The organism is Actinophytocola sp. (assembly GCF_035762905.1).
GTDB lineage: Bacteria > Actinomycetota > Actinomycetes > Mycobacteriales > Pseudonocardiaceae > DASYTH01.
The window spans coordinates 1-19,123 of sequence record NZ_DASUCC010000050.1 but is presented as its reverse complement, the minus strand read 5'-3'; the positions used below and the strand labels follow the sequence as shown (position 1 = coordinate 19,123).

11 protein-coding genes and 1 pseudogene are annotated in these 19,123 nt (G+C 67.7%); 8 read left to right on the top strand and 4 right to left on the bottom strand.

The annotated features are described in order from the left end of the window. Positions 1-639: 639 nt before the first annotated feature. The 5 genes from VFV67_RS09620 (at position 640) to VFV67_RS09600 (ending at position 7,902) form a co-directional block, all read left to right on the top strand. Positions 640-2,097 carry a DUF3375 family protein gene (locus VFV67_RS09620; protein WP_326468888.1) on the top strand — a complete coding sequence of 486 codons (1,458 nt, stop codon included), beginning with the start codon at positions 640-642 and terminating at the stop codon, positions 2,095-2,097. Then, positions 2,094-2,798: a DUF4194 domain-containing protein gene (locus tag VFV67_RS09615; protein ID WP_326468886.1), complete on the top strand. Its 705-nt coding sequence runs from the start codon at positions 2,094-2,096 to the stop codon at positions 2,796-2,798. The genes VFV67_RS09620 and VFV67_RS09615 overlap by 4 nt, the downstream gene beginning before the upstream one ends. Then, positions 2,795-6,235: an ATP-binding protein gene (locus tag VFV67_RS09610; RefSeq protein WP_326468884.1), complete on the top strand. Its 3,441-nt coding sequence runs from the start codon at positions 2,795-2,797 to the stop codon at positions 6,233-6,235. Before VFV67_RS09615 ends, VFV67_RS09610 begins: the two co-directional genes overlap by 4 nt. Then, positions 6,235-7,443 (top strand): Wadjet anti-phage system protein JetD domain-containing protein, encoded by a 1,209-nt coding sequence (locus tag VFV67_RS09605; RefSeq protein WP_326468883.1) that lies wholly within the window; start codon positions 6,235-6,237, stop codon positions 7,441-7,443. The genes VFV67_RS09610 and VFV67_RS09605 overlap by 1 nt, the downstream gene beginning before the upstream one ends. A 225-nt stretch (positions 7,444-7,668) precedes the next feature. Then, complete coding sequence (locus VFV67_RS09600; RefSeq protein ID WP_326468882.1) at positions 7,669-7,902, top strand: DUF2283 domain-containing protein; 234 nt, start codon at positions 7,669-7,671, stop codon at positions 7,900-7,902. Positions 7,903-8,035: 133 nt separating this feature from the next. On the opposite strand, the pseudogene VFV67_RS09595 reads toward VFV67_RS09600, so the two are convergent. Together VFV67_RS09595 and VFV67_RS09590 are read right to left on the bottom strand one after the other, a co-directional pair. Further along, a pseudogene (locus VFV67_RS09595) lies at positions 8,036-8,189 on the bottom strand (XRE family transcriptional regulator); the annotation flags it as partial. Between the two features lie 334 nt (positions 8,190-8,523). Continuing rightward, the gene (locus VFV67_RS09590; RefSeq protein WP_326468901.1) at positions 8,524-11,205 is read right to left on the bottom strand and encodes an NB-ARC domain-containing protein; all 2,682 of its coding nucleotides are present in this window, start codon (positions 11,203-11,205) and stop codon (positions 8,524-8,526) included. 86 nt (positions 11,206-11,291) lie between these two features. Here VFV67_RS09590 and VFV67_RS09585 point away from each other — a divergent pair, with 86 nt between their 5' ends. After that, a complete protein-coding gene (locus tag VFV67_RS09585) occupies positions 11,292-11,423 on the top strand; it encodes a hypothetical protein (protein WP_326468881.1) in 132 nt (43 codons plus the stop codon). 1,066 nt (positions 11,424-12,489) lie between these two features. Here the strand turns inward: VFV67_RS09585 and VFV67_RS09580 are convergent. Both VFV67_RS09580 and VFV67_RS09575 read right to left on the bottom strand, forming a co-directional pair. Next, positions 12,490-13,410, bottom strand: coding sequence for an alpha/beta hydrolase fold domain-containing protein (locus VFV67_RS09580; RefSeq protein ID WP_326468880.1), 921 nt, complete (start codon positions 13,408-13,410; stop codon positions 12,490-12,492). After that, entirely contained in the window at positions 13,410-13,757 is a 348-nt protein-coding gene (locus VFV67_RS09575; protein WP_326468878.1) for an MmcQ/YjbR family DNA-binding protein, read from the bottom strand. Before VFV67_RS09575 ends, VFV67_RS09580 begins: the two co-directional genes overlap by 1 nt. A gap of 123 nt (positions 13,758-13,880) precedes the next feature. Here VFV67_RS09575 and VFV67_RS09570 point away from each other — a divergent pair, with 123 nt between their 5' ends. Further along, positions 13,881-16,976 (top strand): AfsR/SARP family transcriptional regulator, encoded by a 3,096-nt coding sequence (locus tag VFV67_RS09570; protein ID WP_326468876.1) that lies wholly within the window; start codon positions 13,881-13,883, stop codon positions 16,974-16,976. Positions 16,977-17,154: 178 nt separating this feature from the next. Then, a partial coding sequence (locus VFV67_RS09565; protein WP_326468874.1) for a type I polyketide synthase occupies positions 17,155-19,123 on the top strand: 1,969 nt, incomplete at its 3' end.

The window sequence follows — 19,123 nt, the reverse complement described above, 5'->3', positions numbered from 1 at the left end:
GTGGTTTGGCGTTCGTGGACGGCGGTGTTGGTGCGGCCGAGTGCGGCCAGTTGTCGTGCAGCAGGGCTGCCTGTTCGTGGGTTTGGCGCGGCGGCGAGGCAGGCGGTGGTCGTGCTGCTAAGACTGCTCGAGGTGCGGCGGCGGCCAGCATGATGACTCCGCGCAGCTTGGCCGATGCGCTTCGCGACCTCGATCGCCTTGCCCGATCCTCGGCTGCCGCGCACAGCGGCGACACGCGAGCTTGCGCCGTGGCTATCACTCGTGCTCACCCAGGTCACTCGGTGTAACAGCGAGGCGGGGTGATGACGACTGCCGCAACAAGACATCCAGGCCCGCAACGGAGGGAAGATCGCTGATGCTGACCGCCGACCAGTCTGTGTTGGTGTCGAAGCCGAGAACTGTCGGTAGTCGGCTTTACCCTCGTCATGAGAGGGACCCTTTGCAGCGGTCGGGAGGGTAGATGAGCGTGGTCGTCAGTGAACTCGCGCGTGCGCAGGACGCGCTCGACCGACCTACCTTGCGGCTTCTGGATGGCAAGTGGGCTGTGTGCAGCGAGGGGTGACTGTGGAGGATCAAGAACGAACTGCTGGGCATCGCGGCTTAACTCGCTGGCATGAAAGCGCGACGTGATTGGCGGTCATGGAGATCACAAGCGAACGGATCCGGGCGACATTGGAGTCCAACCCGACCTTGACGCTGCTCAAAGCGTACTCGCGAGACTGGGTGTTGCCGCTGTTCGCTGAGCACCTTGAGCAGGTCGATGGATCGGTTTCCGCTGAGTGGTTCCACGAACGAGTTGCCGAGGCGCGCGAACAGATCCCTGAGTGGCAGAGCAATGTCACACCGGCCGAACACTGCCGCGACTGGGTCGAGAAGCGCTGGTTGGAGACCGAGACACTCAACGGACGCTTGAAGTATCGCCTGTCGCCCTACACGTTGCGTGCGCTGCGGTTCGTCCGCGAGCTTGTTGAGGGTGAGACGACCGTCAGCGGCGCCCGTCTTGGCTCTATCTCGCATGCGGTGAGGCTCCTGGCTGACATGACGAATCCAGACCGCGAGGTCCAGGTGCGGCGTATCGATCAGCAGATCGCGGAGTTGCGCAAGCGACGCGCCGACGTCGGCTCCGGTCGGCTGCGGCTGGCGACTCTGGAGGAGATGAGGCAACAGCTACGCGAGATTCTCGCCATGACACGGTCACTGCCTGCCGACTTCCGGCAGCTGCGGACCATGGTGGAGGACCGTCACCAGGAGGTCGCGCGGCGGGCCATGGTCCAGGGACCGCCCAAAGCGGAGCTCGTCGAGGAGTACCTTCGCGAGAACGATCTGCTGTCGAAGACGAGTCAGGGCACGGCATATCTCGGGTTCTCCCGGCTGCTGTCGTCCAGGCAGTCCGAACAGTTGCGCGCCGACATCGACCAGATCCTCGGGCAGGAGTTCGCGGTCGAGCACATGACTGTCGCACAGCGTGAGGAACTCGACGGTGTGCTGTCGACTCTCCTTGCCGCGGAGCTCGACGTGCAGAACAGCTACGTGCGCTGGTCCGCGTCTCTGCGTCGTTTTCTCACTCGTGCCGCCCATGGTCGTCACCAGCGGTTGCTTAGCCTCGCCGACCGTGCCCTGTATGCCGGCGCGACCTGGGTACAGGCCGAGCCCGGGCAGCGGCATGTGCCGCAGGATGTGCTCGGCGTGGGTCCGCTCGCCGTCGTTGACATTTCCCAGACCCAGTTGTGGCGAGACCATGGCCCACAGGAGGTCGTTGTCGAAGTCACCGACCAGCGCAGGACGCTGCCCACCGAGGACCGGAACGCCCTTCGGCTGGCAGCCGGTACCAGTCCGCGTGCCGTCGGGCGGACCATTAACAAGCTGCTCGCCAACCGAGAGGTGGTGACTGGCGCCGAGGTGTTTGACGAAACCCCTGCGGAGTTCCAGCGCCTGGGCACCTTGGTGAGCCTGCTTGATCTCGCTGTCATGCACGGGCAGGTCGATATCGACCTCGTCGAGACAGTGCGGCTGTCCGGGAAGCGGGCCAGCGTCCTGATGACCACGCTGCCGCACCTCGCCTTCGACACCCCCGTCCCCACGAAGGAGGCGCCGTGAGCGAGCGCATCACCGTTGTCGACGACGACTCGGTGTCCAGCGATGACGTGGACGAGTACGGGTTCGAAGACGACGAACCGGACAGCCCAGGAGGCTCCCAACTGCCGTCCGCGGCACGGCGGGCGCTGACGACCTTGCTGACCAAACGATTCATCACTCGGTCTGGAAACCGATCCGCGTGGGACGCGCTGCTGACGTACGAGACCGAGATCCGTGAGCGTCTCGCCGACATGTACCTGCTCCTCATCGTCGACAAGGATTACGAGGTCGCGTTCAAGCGCCAAGACCCGGCAGATGACGCGCCGAGGCTGCTGCGCCGCGACAAGCCGCTACACCGTGACGCGTCCCTGCTGCTGATACACCTGCGTAAGGAACACACGTACACCGATGCGACCGATGATCCGGTCATGATCACCCGAGCCCAGGTGGCTGAATTCCTACGCCCGTTCCGTGAGGACGGCGATGGCGACGAGGCCAAGTTCGAGCGTCGTGTGGAGACGGCTATCCGCGCTGTGGCCGAGCTGAAGCTGCTGACGCCGGACCCGGACGCGGACTACCTGTTCACCGTTTCACCTGCCGTCGTTCCTCTGATTGGCGCCGATGAGGTAATGCGCATGGAACGGTACTTCAGCCAGGCGGCTGCGGAAGCCGCCCTGCCTGAGGAGCCCAAGCTGGAGGAGATCGGCGAGGATCTCGCATGACCACGCCTCCAGCGGCCGCCGGCCCGGATGAGCAGGAGATTCTGCCTCTGGTCGTCGCCGACGGGCAAGAGTCCGCACAGTTCCGCATCAGCGAGGTGCAGATCCTGAACTGGGGTGCGTACTCAGGTCTGCAGACCATGACCGTGGCGCGGTCGGGCACCGCGATCGTCGGCCCGTCCGGACGGGGCAAGTCCACCCTGCTGGACGCGATGGCCTCGGTGATCCTGCCCAATCCGCAGGAGTTCAACCAGGCTGCCCGCGACGACCGCGGTAAGAAGCGTGAGCGGACCGTCTATTCCTACGCTCGCGGTCACACCGACCAGAGACAGGACGAGAACAGGCGCTCCGCGACGACGAACTACCTGCGGCCGCCCGGTGGGCCAGGCTTCCCCTGCGGTGCCGCGATCACATGGGAGACCGGTGCTGGGCGCCGCGTCACGTCGTTTCGGCTGGCGTGGGTCAGTCAGGACGCCGACGGACCGGAGGCGGTCAACGCGACCACCGTCTACGGATTCGTCCACGACCGCTTCGACCTGGCGCACCTCAATGGAATCACTGCCGTTCGCCAGGGGGCCTCCCCGCTGTCGAAGACATCCCTGGAACGTCTCATCGACCTGGCCCGAGGCGACGTGGTTGACCCCTCACAGGCGCGTGTGCACGCGAAGATGCGCACCGTCATGGGCATGGGCTCCACCGACGAGTCACAGCGCTTGGCCATGCAACTGCTGCGGCGAGCCCAGGCGTCCAAGGGCATCTTCTCCATCAACGCCCTGTTCAAGGACTTCGTGCTCACCGAGCCACTTGCGTTGACCAGGTGGGACGTTGCCCTCGAGGCATACCGGGAGGCGTCACGGCTGTATGAGGAATTCGAAGCGGCACGCCGCCGCACTCAGACGCTCGCGCCCCTTCCTGTTATCGCCGAGAAGTACCACGCCGCCGGCGCGGACTACATGGCCAAGAGCAGGCTGCTGACCGGCGACGGCCGGGCGCGGATTCACGTATGGCATGCGGGGAAGGTGGCCGAGTGGGCCGAGAAGGCAATCGAGGACAACCGCCTCCACAAGGCGGAGGTCGACGAAGAGCACGCAGCCGCGGTGAAGACGGCTGACGCCGCCGACCGGCGCGAGAAGGACACGATCGCACAGCTCACCGCGGCCGGAGGTGACCGGTCTGAGATCGTCAAGCTTCAGCTCGAGCATGCGAAAGAAGCGCTGGAGTCGGTCGAGCGAGAGCGGCGTCAGTTCGAAAGCCGACTCGCTGTGTTCGGGTTGCCCCTGCCCACATCACCGGGCGACGTCACACTCACGTTCGTTAACCTTGATGATCTTGCCTCGAAGGAAGCGGAAGCGCTGCAGGCGGCGTCCGAGGCGGCGACTCGGGCATCTGGGCGACTCTGGCAGCTCCGTACTGATGCTAGAGCGAAGGAACACGAAATTGCTGGGCTAAAAGCACGGTGCACTCTCATCCCAGGGGACGCCGATGCACGTCGCAATCGGATCGCCTCTGCTCTTGGCATCGAGACCGGCTGGCTTCGGTACGCCGGTGAGCTGCTTCAGGTGAAGCCCGAGCACCGTCGGTGGGAGAAGGCGGTCGTTGGCCTGCTGCTGGGACTGTCGAGCACTCTCCTGGTCGATAGTCGTGACTTCGCCCGGGTGCGCCGATACGTGCACGACCACGACATGGAAGGCTCGATCACCATCGCGCCCGCTGTCTCCGACAGACCGAGACCAGCTCCGATGGACGGTGGAGTCCCGGCTCTGCTCGACATTGCCGACCACCCGTTCCAAGGGTGGCTGGCAGGCGAGCTGAACGAGACCGCGAACTATTTCTGTGTGGAGACCGAAGCCGAACTGGACGACAAGCGTCCCGCGCGGGCTCTGGGTGCGATCACTCCGGCCGGCATGCGCACTGGCTCGCGGCATCGGTTCACAAAGGACGACCGTCGCCCGCGTTATCCCTGGCTCGGATGGGATACCCGCCGGCTGCTGCAGGAGCTGGACGAGGAGCTCGAGTCGATCCAACGCGAACTCCAGGTGGCTGACGCGGTGGCGAAGGAATCCAACCTGCGCCATGAGTCGGCTCGCATCCGCCGGGAGGAGCTGCGAGCGCTTCGCACTGATCTGACCTGGGAGCGGATCGACAGGTCAGCAACCCAGGAGCGGATCGGCGAGCTCGAAGCCCAGCTCGTGCAGGCCAACTCTCCCCAGATCGCGCACTTGATGGAGCTGTTGCAGACGCAACGTGGCAACGCGGTGGCCGCGAGCAGCGAGGTGCATCGACTTGAGAAGGAGCAGGCGAGACTCGACGGGGAGTGGGGCGATCTCGTCTCGGTCGTGGATGACGCGAAGGACAGCGTCGATGCGGCACCGCCGCTGACCACCGAGGAGCGTGCCGCGCTCGCGGTCACCCCGTTCACCGCGCCTGCCGGCACAGCCGGGGTCGCGGCGAGCATGACGGCCGCGATCGTCAACCTTCGCGATCAGATCGAACGGCACCAGCAGGACCGGGAGAAACTTGAGGCTGCCGTGGTGGGCCACATCGCCGCCTACCGGAACCTGGACGAACGAACCGCACGCGAGACGGACGGCACGATCGACTCCCTGCCGGCGTTGTTGGCGATCTACCAGCAACTGGTGACCGACGATCTGCCCCGCGCGAAGGATGCGTGGCTGGCCAAGGTTGACGAGGACATGAACCGGCAGCTGCGCGGGGTGCTCGTACAGATCGAGGATGACGCGCGGACCATCAAGCGTGGACTGGCTCCGATCAACGACGTGCTGCGCCATGTGCGGTTCCGGACGGATGCCACGTTGAGCATCGAACCGGTCGAGCGACCAAGCGGCGACCTGAAGGACTTCCGTCAGATCATCACCCGGTATACCAGCAACACCGTCGGTATGGACACCGAACGAGACGCTGGCCAGGTCGAGAAGTCTTTCACCCGGCTGCGCAACCACTTGGCCAAACTCGACGACCAGTCGCGAGCTGGGGACGCATGGCGACGGCGCGTGTTCGACGCCCGCGAGCATGTCGAGTTCCAGGCCATCGAGTCCCGTCCCGATGGGGTCAAAGTTGTCCACGACGGTGTCTCTGGGATGAGTGGCGGCGAAGGCCAGGAGCTAATCGCCTTCATCCTTGGCGCCGCCCTGCGGTTCCGCCTCGGCGAAGGCCACGAAGGTCCGCCCAGCTACGCGTCCGTCATCCTCGACGAAGGGTTCGTCAAGGCCGACAGCGACTACACCGGCAGATCCCTGTCCGCCTTGCAGGCCCTGGGCTTCCAACTGATCGTGGGCGCGCCCCGCGAGAAGGCAACCGCATTCGAGGATTACGTGGCGTCCGTCGCCTACATTAACGTCGATGTTGACCACCCCGCCCGGGTGCGAATTTACCCGATGACGATGAAGGAGGCGCTGCGCCTGGAGGAGGAGCACGATTGATGCACCAACCCGAACATGTGCTGGACAAGATACGTGCGCGCTACCGCAAAAACTGGCGCGACTGGCTCCTACTCGGCGCCGATGTTGCGTTTACATTTCCCCTTGCGGCGCCGTCAGCGCAGGTGATCGCCCGTGATTCCGACACGGTCAGCCAGTGGATGCGGGGCTGGCGAACTTGGTCGGAAGCGCACCCCACGGCCCGACTACGCGGCGGCAGCCGGCGCACCATCGTGGGCACCCAGGAGGTTTTCACCCACCTTGACCTTCCGACGGTCGACGACCTCATCTACCTCGACCAGGGCCTCTCCAATCATTGGCTGCGGGCAAACGCCAGATGGGCGAGGCTCCGGGTGCTCCCCGGCGGGGTGGTCGAGGAGCGGTTGCGCCCATATCTGCAGCAGATCGTCGACCTGGACGATGCCGACTTCGAGATCCTGCTCGATGCCACGACGTGGTTCACCGAAAACCCGCGTTCCGGAGTGACGGTCCGACAGGTGCCAGTGCCAGGCATGCACACCAAATGGCTTGCCCACCACCGCCGGCTCGTCCTAGCTTGCCTCAACATCGCCGATCAACGAGACGGCGACACCGACCAGCCGGACGACGAACTGGGACAGGACAACTTGGACCCGTTAGGGCTGAAGGCGCTGCCTGTGCATGTCGACGTGATCCTGGCCGACCCCGCCGATCGCGCATTGGTGAGCGGCCTGCGGCACCTGAGTGCCCCCTTGCCGGAGATTGACGCCCTGCCCATACATCCGGAGATAGTCTTGATCGTCGAAAACAAGGAGTCCGCCTACCTGGTTCCCGACCGGCCCAGAACCGTAGTCGTTCACTCGCTTGGCAACCACCTCAACGTCCTGGGCGAGATCGGTTGGCTGAACGGCGCCCGCCATCTGTACTGGGGAGATCTTGACCGTGCCGGATTCACCTTGCTGTCACGTGCCCGTGTCCGGCTGCCACGCCTCGTCTCCGTCCTCATGGACCAGGTCACGCTCGAAGAGCACAAGGCTCTTGCCGTCGAAGACGAGACACGAGCCGACACGCCGGATCCCACCCTCACCGATCCCGAAACTGCCGCCCTGGCCGCACTGCCCACGGAGCACGGCACATACCTACGCTTAGAGCAGGAACGCCTTCCGTCGCCATTCGTCCTCGACCAACTCAACCGCGCCATGGACGAACAGGGTTCCGCCGAAGTGCAGTAGTAGCCGGGTAGTGGCCTCGGCTCTCGGCAGATCGACAACCTGGTCCAAGGGCGATCGAACACCACGGCTCGTGGTCGTGCCAACAGGTCGCCCACCATGGCGTTGCTGGCGATGATTGCGGCGGGCGCGTGATGACTCGACCCGGTCGCCGGCTTCGTCACCCGAACCGGTTTGAGCGTCGCTGGATCACTGGTCCGTGGCGGGGTTTGGGAGGAGGATGATGTGATGAGTGAACTGCTCGATGTGACCTATGCGGCTGCCGAGGACGCGCTATATCTGTATCTCGCTTCGGAGCGGCCCCGCGGTTCGGCCGTGCGACAGGTCATTGCCGAGTCAGCCCCAGATCGTGGGGAGATAATCCTCGACTTCGACTCGCAAGGGGTTCTCCTCGGACTCGAGGTCCTGGGAGCGTCAACACTGTTGTCGGCTGAACTCATTGCCACTGCGGCCACGGAGTAGCGGCTGGTCACCGGACAAGCCACGCCCCCGGCTACCCGCTCGAGTGATCCTGACCGCGCGGTGGAGTTGTCGAAATGGTCTGTCGCGTGTGGTCTGCAGAGTTACCTGGTCGACGAACTGACGTCAGTACCTGGGAAATTTGGCGCTCCACAGTGTGATGCTGCAACTCCCGCACCACCGCCTGCGACACGTGCGAGCGCTGCGCCAACTGATGCTGCCGCCAGCCCAACTCCCGCACCCCGCCGCCCGATCGCAGCCGCAACAGCAGCCCAGTCCTCTTCAGACACCGTTTCCCTCCGCCAGAAGCATCGCGCTGATATTAGCTGCGATGGACTCCACCACGGGCGCAACGCGCCAGCGGGAAGCCGCGCCCGACTCCGAGCCGAGCGATCGGCCCGAGCTAGCGGTCGCAGCACCGCACGAATCGATATGGCCAGCGTTGGCGCGCGGGCAGATGCGGGGGAGTGAGCCGGTTGTCAGCTACGGTCGCACGAACGCCACCAGCGCAGCTGGCGCGATATCCCTGCCGAGGGAGTCCATCGCCGAAGCCCAACCGATCCCCATGGAATTCGACGCCGATCCACCAGCCCGAGCGCCTGATCCGAAACCACTGAAGCGTGATCACCCGGCACAACCGAGCTCGGCCAATGCCCTTCGGATTTGGGTCTCGGGCCTCGTCTTCGGTGGGACAAGGTCCAGCGCCGCCCGCAGCTGAGTGCAGGCAGCGCAACGATCACCGGTCCGTACGGCCACGGCTGCGAGTCGGTGCAGGACGATCGCCTGCCACAGCCGGCTATCGGTGCTTCGCGCGATCTTGTGCGCCGTGCGGAATAGCGCCTCTGCTGGTCCGATCTCCGGCCCGTTCAGCGCGACGTCACCAAGGAGGATAATTGTCTTGAGTTCGCCGATGGTGTCACCGATCTCGCGGTAGATGGACATCGCTTCGGTCAGCCGATTCAGTGTCCCGTCGGCGTCGTCGTGATGTAAGGCGATTAGGCCAAGGTGGTAGAGCGCATTGGCTTGTCCATGTCGATGTCCGTCGGCAAGGTATAGCCGATGCGCTCGCTGGAGCCCTTCGACTGCATGTTCATCGGAGCCATCGATCGCCAATATCGCCAGGTTCAACCGAGCATCGGCTTCGATCCGCCGGTCGCCTAGGTCGCGGCCGAGCTTGGCCAGCCTGGCCCACTCCTGCCGCAGTGGCGTTAACTGGTAGTCATCGGCGATGGCTTGCAGCTCGAGTAGGGCGCACTTCGTCTTCGCTTCGGCTCGAGTGTCGCCGTGTTCGCGATGGATCGCCAGCGCCTCCTGCAGGTAGCCGCTGGCCGTGTCCAATTCGCCCAAAGACTTGCAGGCATGGGCTAGGCCGAGGAGGGCCTGCGCCACCGCCGACCGGTCGCCGCGGTCGCGATGGATTGCCAGAGCAAGGAGCTGCAACATTCTCGATTGGCGGTAATCCGCCCGCACCGCAGCACATTCGGACAGACCGGTCCATGCTTCGGCTTCACCAACCCGGTCATGCATCGTCCAGGACCGGCCCAACGCCACCCAGTACGCGGCCTCGGCATCGGGATACCAGCCGAACTCCGCCAGAAGTTGGCCGAAGTCCAAGGCCATACGCTGAACGGTCTTGGACGGCAGGGGAAGCCGCAGCGTGGCGAGCAGGCAGGTTCGCTCCGCCTGGACCCAGGCGGGGAGCCGATTATCGTGCCGTCTCGTCCAGTCCCGGTAGTAGTCCAGGAGACGGCCCGCGGTCGGCCACATTTCGGCCGCCGCGCTGGTTGCCTTGGCATGGGCGTAGTCGCGCAGCAGGTCATGTGTGACGTAGGCATAGAAGTCACGCTCGGCCGGGATCTCGACGCCGCCGGAATACCGGTCGAAGCTACCGCGATAGCGATCCGCGAAGTTCGTGGCCACCAGTTCGTCCAACAGCCGCACCGCCTCGGTGACCGAGCAACTCAACATGGCTGCAGCGGTGCCGGCCGTCAGATGCGGGCCGGGATGGCTACCCAGCACCCGCAGCGCACGCTGCTCATCGGGGCCCAGGTTCTGATAGGACAGGTCCAGACTGGCGAACAGCGTGGCCAACCGTTCTCCCGATGGCAGCGAGCGCAGCTCGCTGACCAGTTCGGCCAGCGTTCGTCGACGCCGCACGCTGGCCGCGTGCACGCCGATCTGCAGCGGCATTCGGGCGCACAACCTTGCGGCCTCCGATACCAGATCCGCGTCCTCGGTGCAGTTGTCTGTACCGGCGATGGTCTCGAAGAGGCTAATGGCATCGTCCTCGACGAGCGGGCCAAGCGGCATCCGGTGGACACCGGGAAGGTCAAGCTCGGCACGGCTGGTGATGAGGGTCAGGCAACCGGGTTGCCCGCTCAGCAACGGGCGGATCTGCTCGACATCGGCCACATTGTCCCAAACGAATACGAGGCGTCGGCCGGCGATCGTCTGTTTCCAGGTCGTTTCTCGTTGCTGCGGACTCATCCCGGCGACCTGCCGGTCGTCCAGCCCGCAGAGCGGCAGGACTTCGGCCAGCGCCTGATCCGCCGTCATCGGTCGACGCCCCGATTCCACCGAGTAGCTCTGGAAATCGATGAACAACCTACCGTCCGGATACCGGTCCGGGAGCCGGCTGGCATGCTCGACGGCTAGCGCCGTCTTCCCGACGCCGCCGATTCCGTGGATCAGGTGCAGGTCACCGTTGTCGGTAAGGCGTGCCAATTCCTTGGCTCGCCCGATAAAACCGGGAGCGCGGGCCACCGGAACATGCCAGTACTCGATGCGGGTCGGCTGACTCCGCGCGTCGGTCACCGAGCGCCCCACATCCCGCAGGTCAACCTGAAGATCGCGGATTTGCCGCTCGATTTGCTCCTGACCAACGGCCTGAACGTACTCGTTCCAGAGCGGCTGCAAGATGCGAAGACCGAAGATCGCTTCCTTCCGGATCGCGTTCAGGATCTCCGTGCACAACGGTTCGACCAACGGATGATGGTCAGCCACCTGCTCCGGAAGACCGTCCGCACCGACCGGATATTCGATGCTAGCCACCCACACCCGCACGGCCGTGGTCAGCTGTGCCAGCGGTACCCCGTCGGCACAGGGAACCGGATACACCGGACATTCCAACAGCGAGGCGATCGCGTGCTCGCGCCGCTCAGTATCCGAGTACACCTGGGCGGCGGCCGGGGCCAAAGCATCCCGAACTGCCTGTTCCAGCGCACGGCGGACCGGATCGCCCATCTTGCGTACGGCGGACCCGCCCACCTCCTGGATCAACCATCCGATCAGACCCGAGATGAACATCTCCACCACGGGCGACTTCCCCTCGTCGACCGAACTCCGAAACCACAAGCCTACTCAGCCCAGCGACCACCGCTGGGCCGAACCGGGTGGTTGCGGACAAGGAGATCCAGCTCCGCGTGCCGGGCCGCAACACCCGGCACGGCATGACGCTCACCGTGACCTCCGTGAACATCGACAAGCAACTGCCCGGGCCGCGCTGCTGGCGCAGCCTCGGGTGACGCCGGTGACCGGCTGGCGTGCTGACCACCCGGCTCCTACATCCGGCTGGACGGCTCGGCTACTCCGTTCACCCACCGCGAACGACCGGCGGTCCAGATCAGCGGCGACCTGTGCGAGATGGTCGTCACCTGCGACGGCACTCACGGGCGCGCATGCGCGGTACTGGGCTCGGCATCAGAGCATCACCGATCCGGCCCACCGGGCCGCGGCTAGCTGCGCCAGACCCGCCGTCTGGTCACGGTCGGGCTGGCTGACAGCGCGGTGGAGCACCGCAGCCAGGCAAACTACGGCCGGCTGTTCGGCCTCGCCGGCGACGAGGGAGTGTTATGGCCACCAAGACCGCCAGCCGTGCGACCAACGGCGCACCATCACCAGCGAGTTGGCCTACACCCGAGCGCTGAAGACCCTTCGCTGGCGACTTCCTGCAGGCTGCCTCGATGTAGGTGGTGGTGGCTGGGCCGGTGGTGTCGGTGTGGCCGGCGTAGGCGCGGGCGATGCCGTAGCCGAAGTGCCGTTCGACCCAGGCCAGTGTGGTGTGGCTGAGCCAGTGGGTGGAGATGCCGTGTTCGCCGACCCAGGGCAGTTGCTGGCCGAGGCGGTGCCAGAGGTGGTCGTAGCGGCAGCCGGGTCGGCCGGTGACCATGCTGATTCAGGACGCACCCGTCGGCTGCTGCGGGCGGTCGAAATGGCTACCCGATGGGGTGTTCCTCACCCGGCCCGCCGCCGGATGGCGGCGGGCCAAGGCCGGTGCCGGCCTCGTCGGGTACCCGCGAGTCGAACGCGGTGTCTTCCGCTCCCAAGGCGGACGGGTTGCCATCTCCCTCGTACCCGGTCGGTTCGCAACAAAAAAGGCCGCCTGATCGGTTGTCCCGATGGGCGGCTTCCGGAATTGTCCACTGTGGACATCAGGGCGGAGAGCCGCGGCGGCACGGGAGCGGACGGTAGGCGTCGGTCACCGTGCGCGCGCCGGTGGGCCGGTGCTGCGCTCCTCGCGTCAACCTGCTCGTCATGCCCGGAATCGTGCGCTGGCCGGGATCTTGCGGTCAACCGATTTCTCCGGATGCCTCACGGTCGGCCGACGGCCTGCTCGACGTGCCGGGCGATCAGCGCGTAGGTCCGCAGCGCCTTGCCGGTGTCGGCGATGTCGTAGCCGTGGTCGGCACCCGGCACGTCATGGTGCTCGGCCAGCGCGCCGACGGCGGCCAGCCGGTCGGCATAGCGGACCGCCTCGGCGCGCAGCCGGTCGTACTCGGCGGTGATCACCAGCGCGGGCGCGATCCCGGTCAGGTCGGCGTCGTCGGCCGGGCCGGCCGGGGAGGCCAGCGGATCGGTGCGCCGGCCCGGATCCGGCAGGTACGCGCCGTCGAACACCTCGCCCATCCAGGGCCGCAGCCTCGGCCGGGGGATGGCCGCGCGCTTGTCCCGCGGCGGGGTGGCCAGGTCCAGCGGCGGGTAGTGCAGCACCTGCAGCGTGATCGGCGGTTCGCCGGCGGCCAGCGCCAGCCGGGCCGCCGCGGCGGCCAGCGAGCCGCCCGCGCTCTGCCCGCCGACGGTCAGCCGGGTGCCGTCCCACCCGTGTTCCGCGCCATGCCGGGCGATCCAGCGGACCGCCTCGAAGGCCTGGTGCACCGGCGCCGGGAACCGGTACCGCGGGGCGACCACGTAATCCATGTTGACCACCACCACACCGGCTCGCGCGGCCAGGTACCGGCATAACGGATCGTCCAACCAGACGCCGCGCAGGACGAACCCGCCACCGTGGAAGTTCACGTGCACCGGCGGGTTCGGCGGCCCGCCCGCGGGGCGGTAGACCACGGCGGGAGCCGGGGCGACCGGGGTCGGGATGGTGATCCGCGCGGTGTCGCCGGGAAACTCCGGAAACACGGTTTCCCTGCGGCGGGTGACGATCCGGGCGCTCGCCGCGACCATGACCTGCATCCCCCGCGCGACGGCGGCGGCTACCCGCGGGTTGCCGAGCACCGACATCACGCCTCCCGCAACGGATGTTCGGCCGCCAGCGGCTCCGGTGCGGACAGTCGCCAGGCCTCGTAGAGCAACTCGGTCAGCTCCCTGGTGTCGATCCGGGGCAGGTGCACCACGACCCAGCCGAACCCGCCCGCGGTGAACTGCACCTCGAACACGTCCGGACGTTCGGAGACCAGGGCGAGCTGTTCGGACAGCGTCTGTTTCAGTCCGACCGTCCTGGTCCGCGGCCAGTGGTAGCCGAACCGCTTGCCGCGCACGCTGAACGACGTGTAGTCCCTCGCGTGGGCGTGCTCGACCTCGGGGAGCCGGTCCACCATGCGCAGAAACTGACCACTGGATACGCCCACTCGGCCTATTTTGCCCGTCGACTGTGGACCGGGGAACGGCCCGTTACCTGCCCGGCTGCGGCGTTATGTCCGCTATGCTGGCGCCTGGCTTGGGCGGGAAGCAACTAGGGGGAAGGGAAGCCAATGTTGAGGCTTCTTGGTCCGCTGGAACTTGCCGTCGGCCGCCAGCCACTCAACATCGGCGGGCCGAGGCAGCGCATCGTGCTGGCCACCCTCGCCCTCAACGCCAACCTGGTGACCTCGGTGCACGAACTGGTCGAGGCGCTGTGGGACGACTCCCCGCCGGAGACCGCCCGGGCGCAGATCCAGACCTGCATCTCCAGCCTGCGCAAGCTGTTCGGCGAGCACGCCCACCCCGGCGCGATCCGCACCCGGGCGCCCGGCTACCTGCTCGAGATCGCCCCGACGGACCTGGACAGCGAGGAGTTCACCCGCCTGGTGGCCGGCTCAAGGGGCCAGGCGGAGCAGGGCCGATACGCCGACGCGGCGACCATGTTGCGGCAGGCGCTGGAGTTGTGGCGCGGACCGCCGCTTGCCGACATCGACAGCGCCGCCGTGCAGCGCGGGGCGTCCCGGTTCGAGGACAGCCGGTTGGCCGCGATCGAGGAGCGGGTGCGGCTGGATCTCACCCTCGGCCGGCACGAGGAGATCATCGGAGAGCTGGCCGCGCTGGTCGGCCGGTATCCGCTGCGCGAGCGGCTGGCCGGGTACCGGATGCTCGCGCTGTACCGGTCCGGCCGGCAGGCCGACGCCCTCGAGGTGGGCCGGCTCACCCGGCACCGGCTGGTCGAGGAGTTGGGCATCGAGCCCGGTCATGAGCTGCAGCGGCTGGAGTCGGCGATCCTGAACCGGGACCAGGCACTGGAGCTGGAGCGGGTGGCGGCGCCGGCCGCGGCCAGCCAGGGCGAGCCGGCCGGAGCGCCGCCGGTGCTGCCGGACCGGCCGGTGATCCCGCGCCAGCTGCCGGCCAGCATCGCCGACTTCACCGGGCGGACGGCGCAGATCGACGAGATCAAGCAGGTGCTGCTCGGCGAGCAGCCCCGCTACGCGGTGCGCATCGTGGGGATCAACGGCAGCGGCGGCGTCGGCAAGTCGAGCCTTGCGGTGCGGGCCGCGCACGAGGTGAGCGACGCGTTCCCGGACGGGCTGCTCTACGGCGAGATCCAGAACTCCGACGGCGCCGACGCCACGGCGAAGCTGCTGGTGCGCTTTCTGCGCGCGCTCGGCGTCACCGGCCAGGCCATGCCGAACGACCTGCAGGAGCGGATCGAGCTGTACCGCAGCCTGCTGGCCGACAAGCGGCTGCTCGTGGTGCTCGACGACGCGACCGGCGAGGAGCAGGTGCAGGCGTTGCTGCCGGGCAGCCCGACCTGCGCGGTGATCGCCACCAGCCGGATGCGGCTGAGCGGCCTGTGGGGGGCGCACTGGATCGACGTCGACGTGCTCGACACCGAGCAGTCGATGGAGCTGCTGGCCCGGATCGTCGGGGACAAGCGGATCCGGGCCGAGCAGAGCGCCGCGGTCGACCTGGTCGGGCTGTGCGGCGGCCTGCCGCTGGCGCTGCGGATCGCCGGTGCCCGGCTGGCCTCCCGGCCGCACTGGGCGATCGGCGCCCTGGTCCGGCGATTATCCGACGAGGCAAGCCGGCTGGACGAGTTCAGCCACCGCGGCCTGGAGCTGCGGTGCAACATCGATCTGACCTACCGCAGCCTGCGCGCCCCGGTGGCCCGGCTGTTCCGGCTGCTGGCCCTGGTCCGGGCGCCCGACGTGCCGGAGTGGACCGCCGCCGCGCTGCTCGGCACCAGCCTGGACGACGCCGCCGACGTGCTGGAGAGCCTGGTGGACGCCCGGCTGCTGGACCTGGTCGAGTACTCCGGCGAGCGGGTCCGGTACCGGATGCACAGCCTGATCCGGGTCTACGCGCTCGAGCGGCTGATGCAGACCGAGAGCCGGGCCGACCGCGAGGAGGCGATGGGCCGGGTGCTCGGCGGCTGGCTCGCGCTCGCCGAGACCGCGCACCGCCGGGAGTACGGCGGGGACTTCACGATCCTGCACGGGACCGCGCCGCGCTGGGCGCCGCCGGGCGGCTGGCAGACGACCGTGCCGGACGAGCCGATGGGCTGGTGGAAGACCGAGCGCGGGTCGCTGGTGGCCGCCGTGCGGCAGGCCGCCGGCGCCGGGCTGGACGAGATGTGCTGGGACCTGGCGCTCACCTCGGTCACCCTGTTCGAGGCCGGCGGCTTCTTCGACGACTGGCGGGAGACCAGCCAACTCGGGCTGGAGGTGAGCCGGACGGCCGGAAACCGGCTCGGCCAGGCGGCCATGCTCTACTCGCTCGGCACGCTGAACATGTTCCAGAAGCGGCTGGCCGAGGCCGAGCGATTCTTCGCCTCCGCTCTAGACATATTCGAGTCCGGCGGTAACGCGCACGGTCGCGCCCTGGTGTTGCGCAATATCGGCATTGTCGCCGGGCTGGTCGGCAATTTCCCGGTCATGCTGAAGAATTATCTGGAATCGATCGAGCTGATGCGCACCGTCGGTGACCGCATGGGCGAGGCGCACATTCTGCGCGACATGGCCTCGTACTGGCTGGACGAGGGCGACCACGACACCGCGCGCGGGTTGCTCGACGACGCGCTGGCCATCTGCCGGCAGGTGAAGTGCCTGCGCGGCGAGGCGCAGGTGCTCAACCGGTTCGCGCACCTGCATCTGGGCACCGGCGAGGTCGAGCTCGCCGGGCAGGAGTTCGAGCGGGTCGGGGTCATTGTGCGGCAGCTAGGGGACCGGATCGGCGAGGCCTACGCGTGGTACGGCCTCGGGCTGGCCCGCCAGGCCGAGGGCTGCCTGGAGAGCGCCGAGCCGGCCGTGCTCGAGGCGCTGTCCTGCGCCAAGCGGGTCGGCGAGCGGATGATCGAGGGCAAGGCGCTGTACGCGCTCGGGGACATCGCCCTGCTGCGCGGCAACGGCCCGACCGGGGCCCGCTATCTCGGCGACGCCGGCCGGGTCTTCGAGCGGCTCGGCGCGACCCTGTGGTTCGCCAAGGCGCTGGTGCTGCAGTCCGAGGTGCACGCGGCGGACGACCCGAGGCTGGCCGCGGCGCAGGCGACCCGCGCCCGGGAACTGCTCGCCGGGCTGGACTCCGCCGAGGCGGCCCGGTGGCTGACCCGCCTCGACGCGACCCCGACGACTTTCGCGGAATTCCATGAACTCCCTGGCTAGGGGTGCCTAGGGGTTGTTCGGCGTCACCCGCCGTCAATATGGTCATAGCAATTCGGCCGGTCAGATGTAATCACGCAATTGCAACGAGAATCCCTGCGGTGTCGGGCTCGGGTGACGGTGGAATGGTTGGCACCGCGTTTTTTCGTGGTGCCGCCGCTTGCGGAGAAGGTGACGTCGGGTGGCGGACGATCAGAAGTATCTCGAATACCTCAAGCGTCTGACTGTTGACCTGCGAACGGCCCGGCGCCGCCTGTCGGCGGCCGAAGCCCGCGAACGCGAACCGATCGCCATCGTCGCCATGAGCTGCCGGTACCCGGGCGGGGTGCGCACGCCGGAGGACCTGTGGCAGCTGGTGGCCACCGGCGGGGACGGCATCACCGGGCTGCCCACCGACCGCGGCTGGGACCTCGACGCGCTCTACGACCCGGATCCGGACCGGTCCGGCACCGCCTACGTGCGCGAGGGCGGGTTCGTGCACGACGCGGCCGAGTTCGACGCCCGGCTGTTCGGGATCTCGCCGCGCGAGGCGCTGGCCATGGACCCGCAGCAGCGGTTGATGCTGGAGATCTGCTGGGAGACCGTCGAACGGGCCGGAATCGACCCGCTGTCGCTGCGCGGCAGCCGCACCGGCGTCTACATCGGATCGTCCTCGTCGCTCTACGGCGCCGGGTTGCCCAGCCTGCCGCAGGGGGTGGAGGGGCATCTGCTGACCGGCAGCGCGCCCAGCGTGATCTCCGGACGGGTGGCCTACGTGCTCGGTCTGGAGGGCCCGGCGGCGACGGTGGACACCGCGTGCTCGTCATCGCTGGTGGCGCTGCACCTCGCGGTGCAGGCGCTGCGCTCCGGCGAGTGCGACCTGGCCCTGACCGGCGGCGTCACCGTACTGACCACGCCGGGGATCTTCGTGGAGTTCAGCCGGCAGAAGGGACTCGCCGCCGACGGGCGGTGCAAGGCGTTCGCGGCCGCTGCGGACGGCACCGGCTGGGGCGAGGGCGCCGGGGTGCTGCTGGTGGAGCGGTTGTCCGACGCGCAGCGCAACGGGCACCGGGTGCTGGCCGTTGTGCGCGGTTCGGCGGTGAACTCCGACGGCGCGTCCAACGGGTTGACCGCGCCGAACGGACCGTCCCAGGAACGGGTGATCCGCGCGGCCCTGGCCAACGCCAGGGTCGCGGCGTCCGATGTGGACGCGGTGGAGGCGCACGGCACCGGCACCAGGCTCGGTGACCCGATCGAGGCCACCGCGCTGTTGGCCACCTACGGCCAGGACCGGGAAACGCCGCTGTGGCTTGGCTCGATCAAGTCGAACATCGGGCACACCCAGGCCGCCGCCGGGGTGGCCGGTGTGATCAAGACGGTGCAGGCGATCCGGCATGGCGTGCTGCCGAAGACGCTGCACGTGGATTCGCCGACGCCGCACGTGGACTGGTCGGCCGGCGCGGTGTCGCTGCTGACCGAGCAGATGGCCTGGCCGGAGTCCGCCCGGGTGCGCCGGGCGGGAGTGTCGTCGTTCAGCGTCAGCGGAACGAACGCGCACGTGATCATCGAGCAGGCACTGGACGCGGACCCGCCGGCTGACGCGGAGCCGGTGACCGGTGCGCCCCGGGCGGCCGGTGCGGCTGCGCTGCCGTGGGTCGTGTCCGGGCGGACCGCGGCGGCGTTGCGGGGGCAGGCGGAGCGGCTGCTGTCCATTGTGGACGATGTGGAACCGGTGGACGTGGCGTGGTCGCTGGTGACCACCCGGGCGAAGCTGGAACACCGGGTCGTGGTGCTCGGCGCCGATCGTGGGGAGTTGCGCGGTGGGCTGGCCGCGGTGGCGGCGGGGCAGCCGGCGCCCGGCGTGGTCTCGGGAGTGGCGCGGGCGTCGTCGGGTGTGGTGTTCGTGTTCCCTGGTCAGGGTTCGCAGTGGGTGGGGATGGCCCGCGAGCTGTTGGACTTCTCGCCGGTGTTCGCGGAGCGGGTCGGTGCGTGTGACCGGGCGTTGCGTGAGTTCGTGGACTGGTCGTTGCTGGATGTGTTGCGTGGTGGGGGATCGCTGGACCGGGTGGATGTGGTGCAGCCGGTGTTGTGGGGGGTGATGGTTTCTCTTGCCGAGTTGTGGGGATCGGTGGGGGTTTCGCCGGCTGCGGTGGTGGGGCATTCGCAGGGGG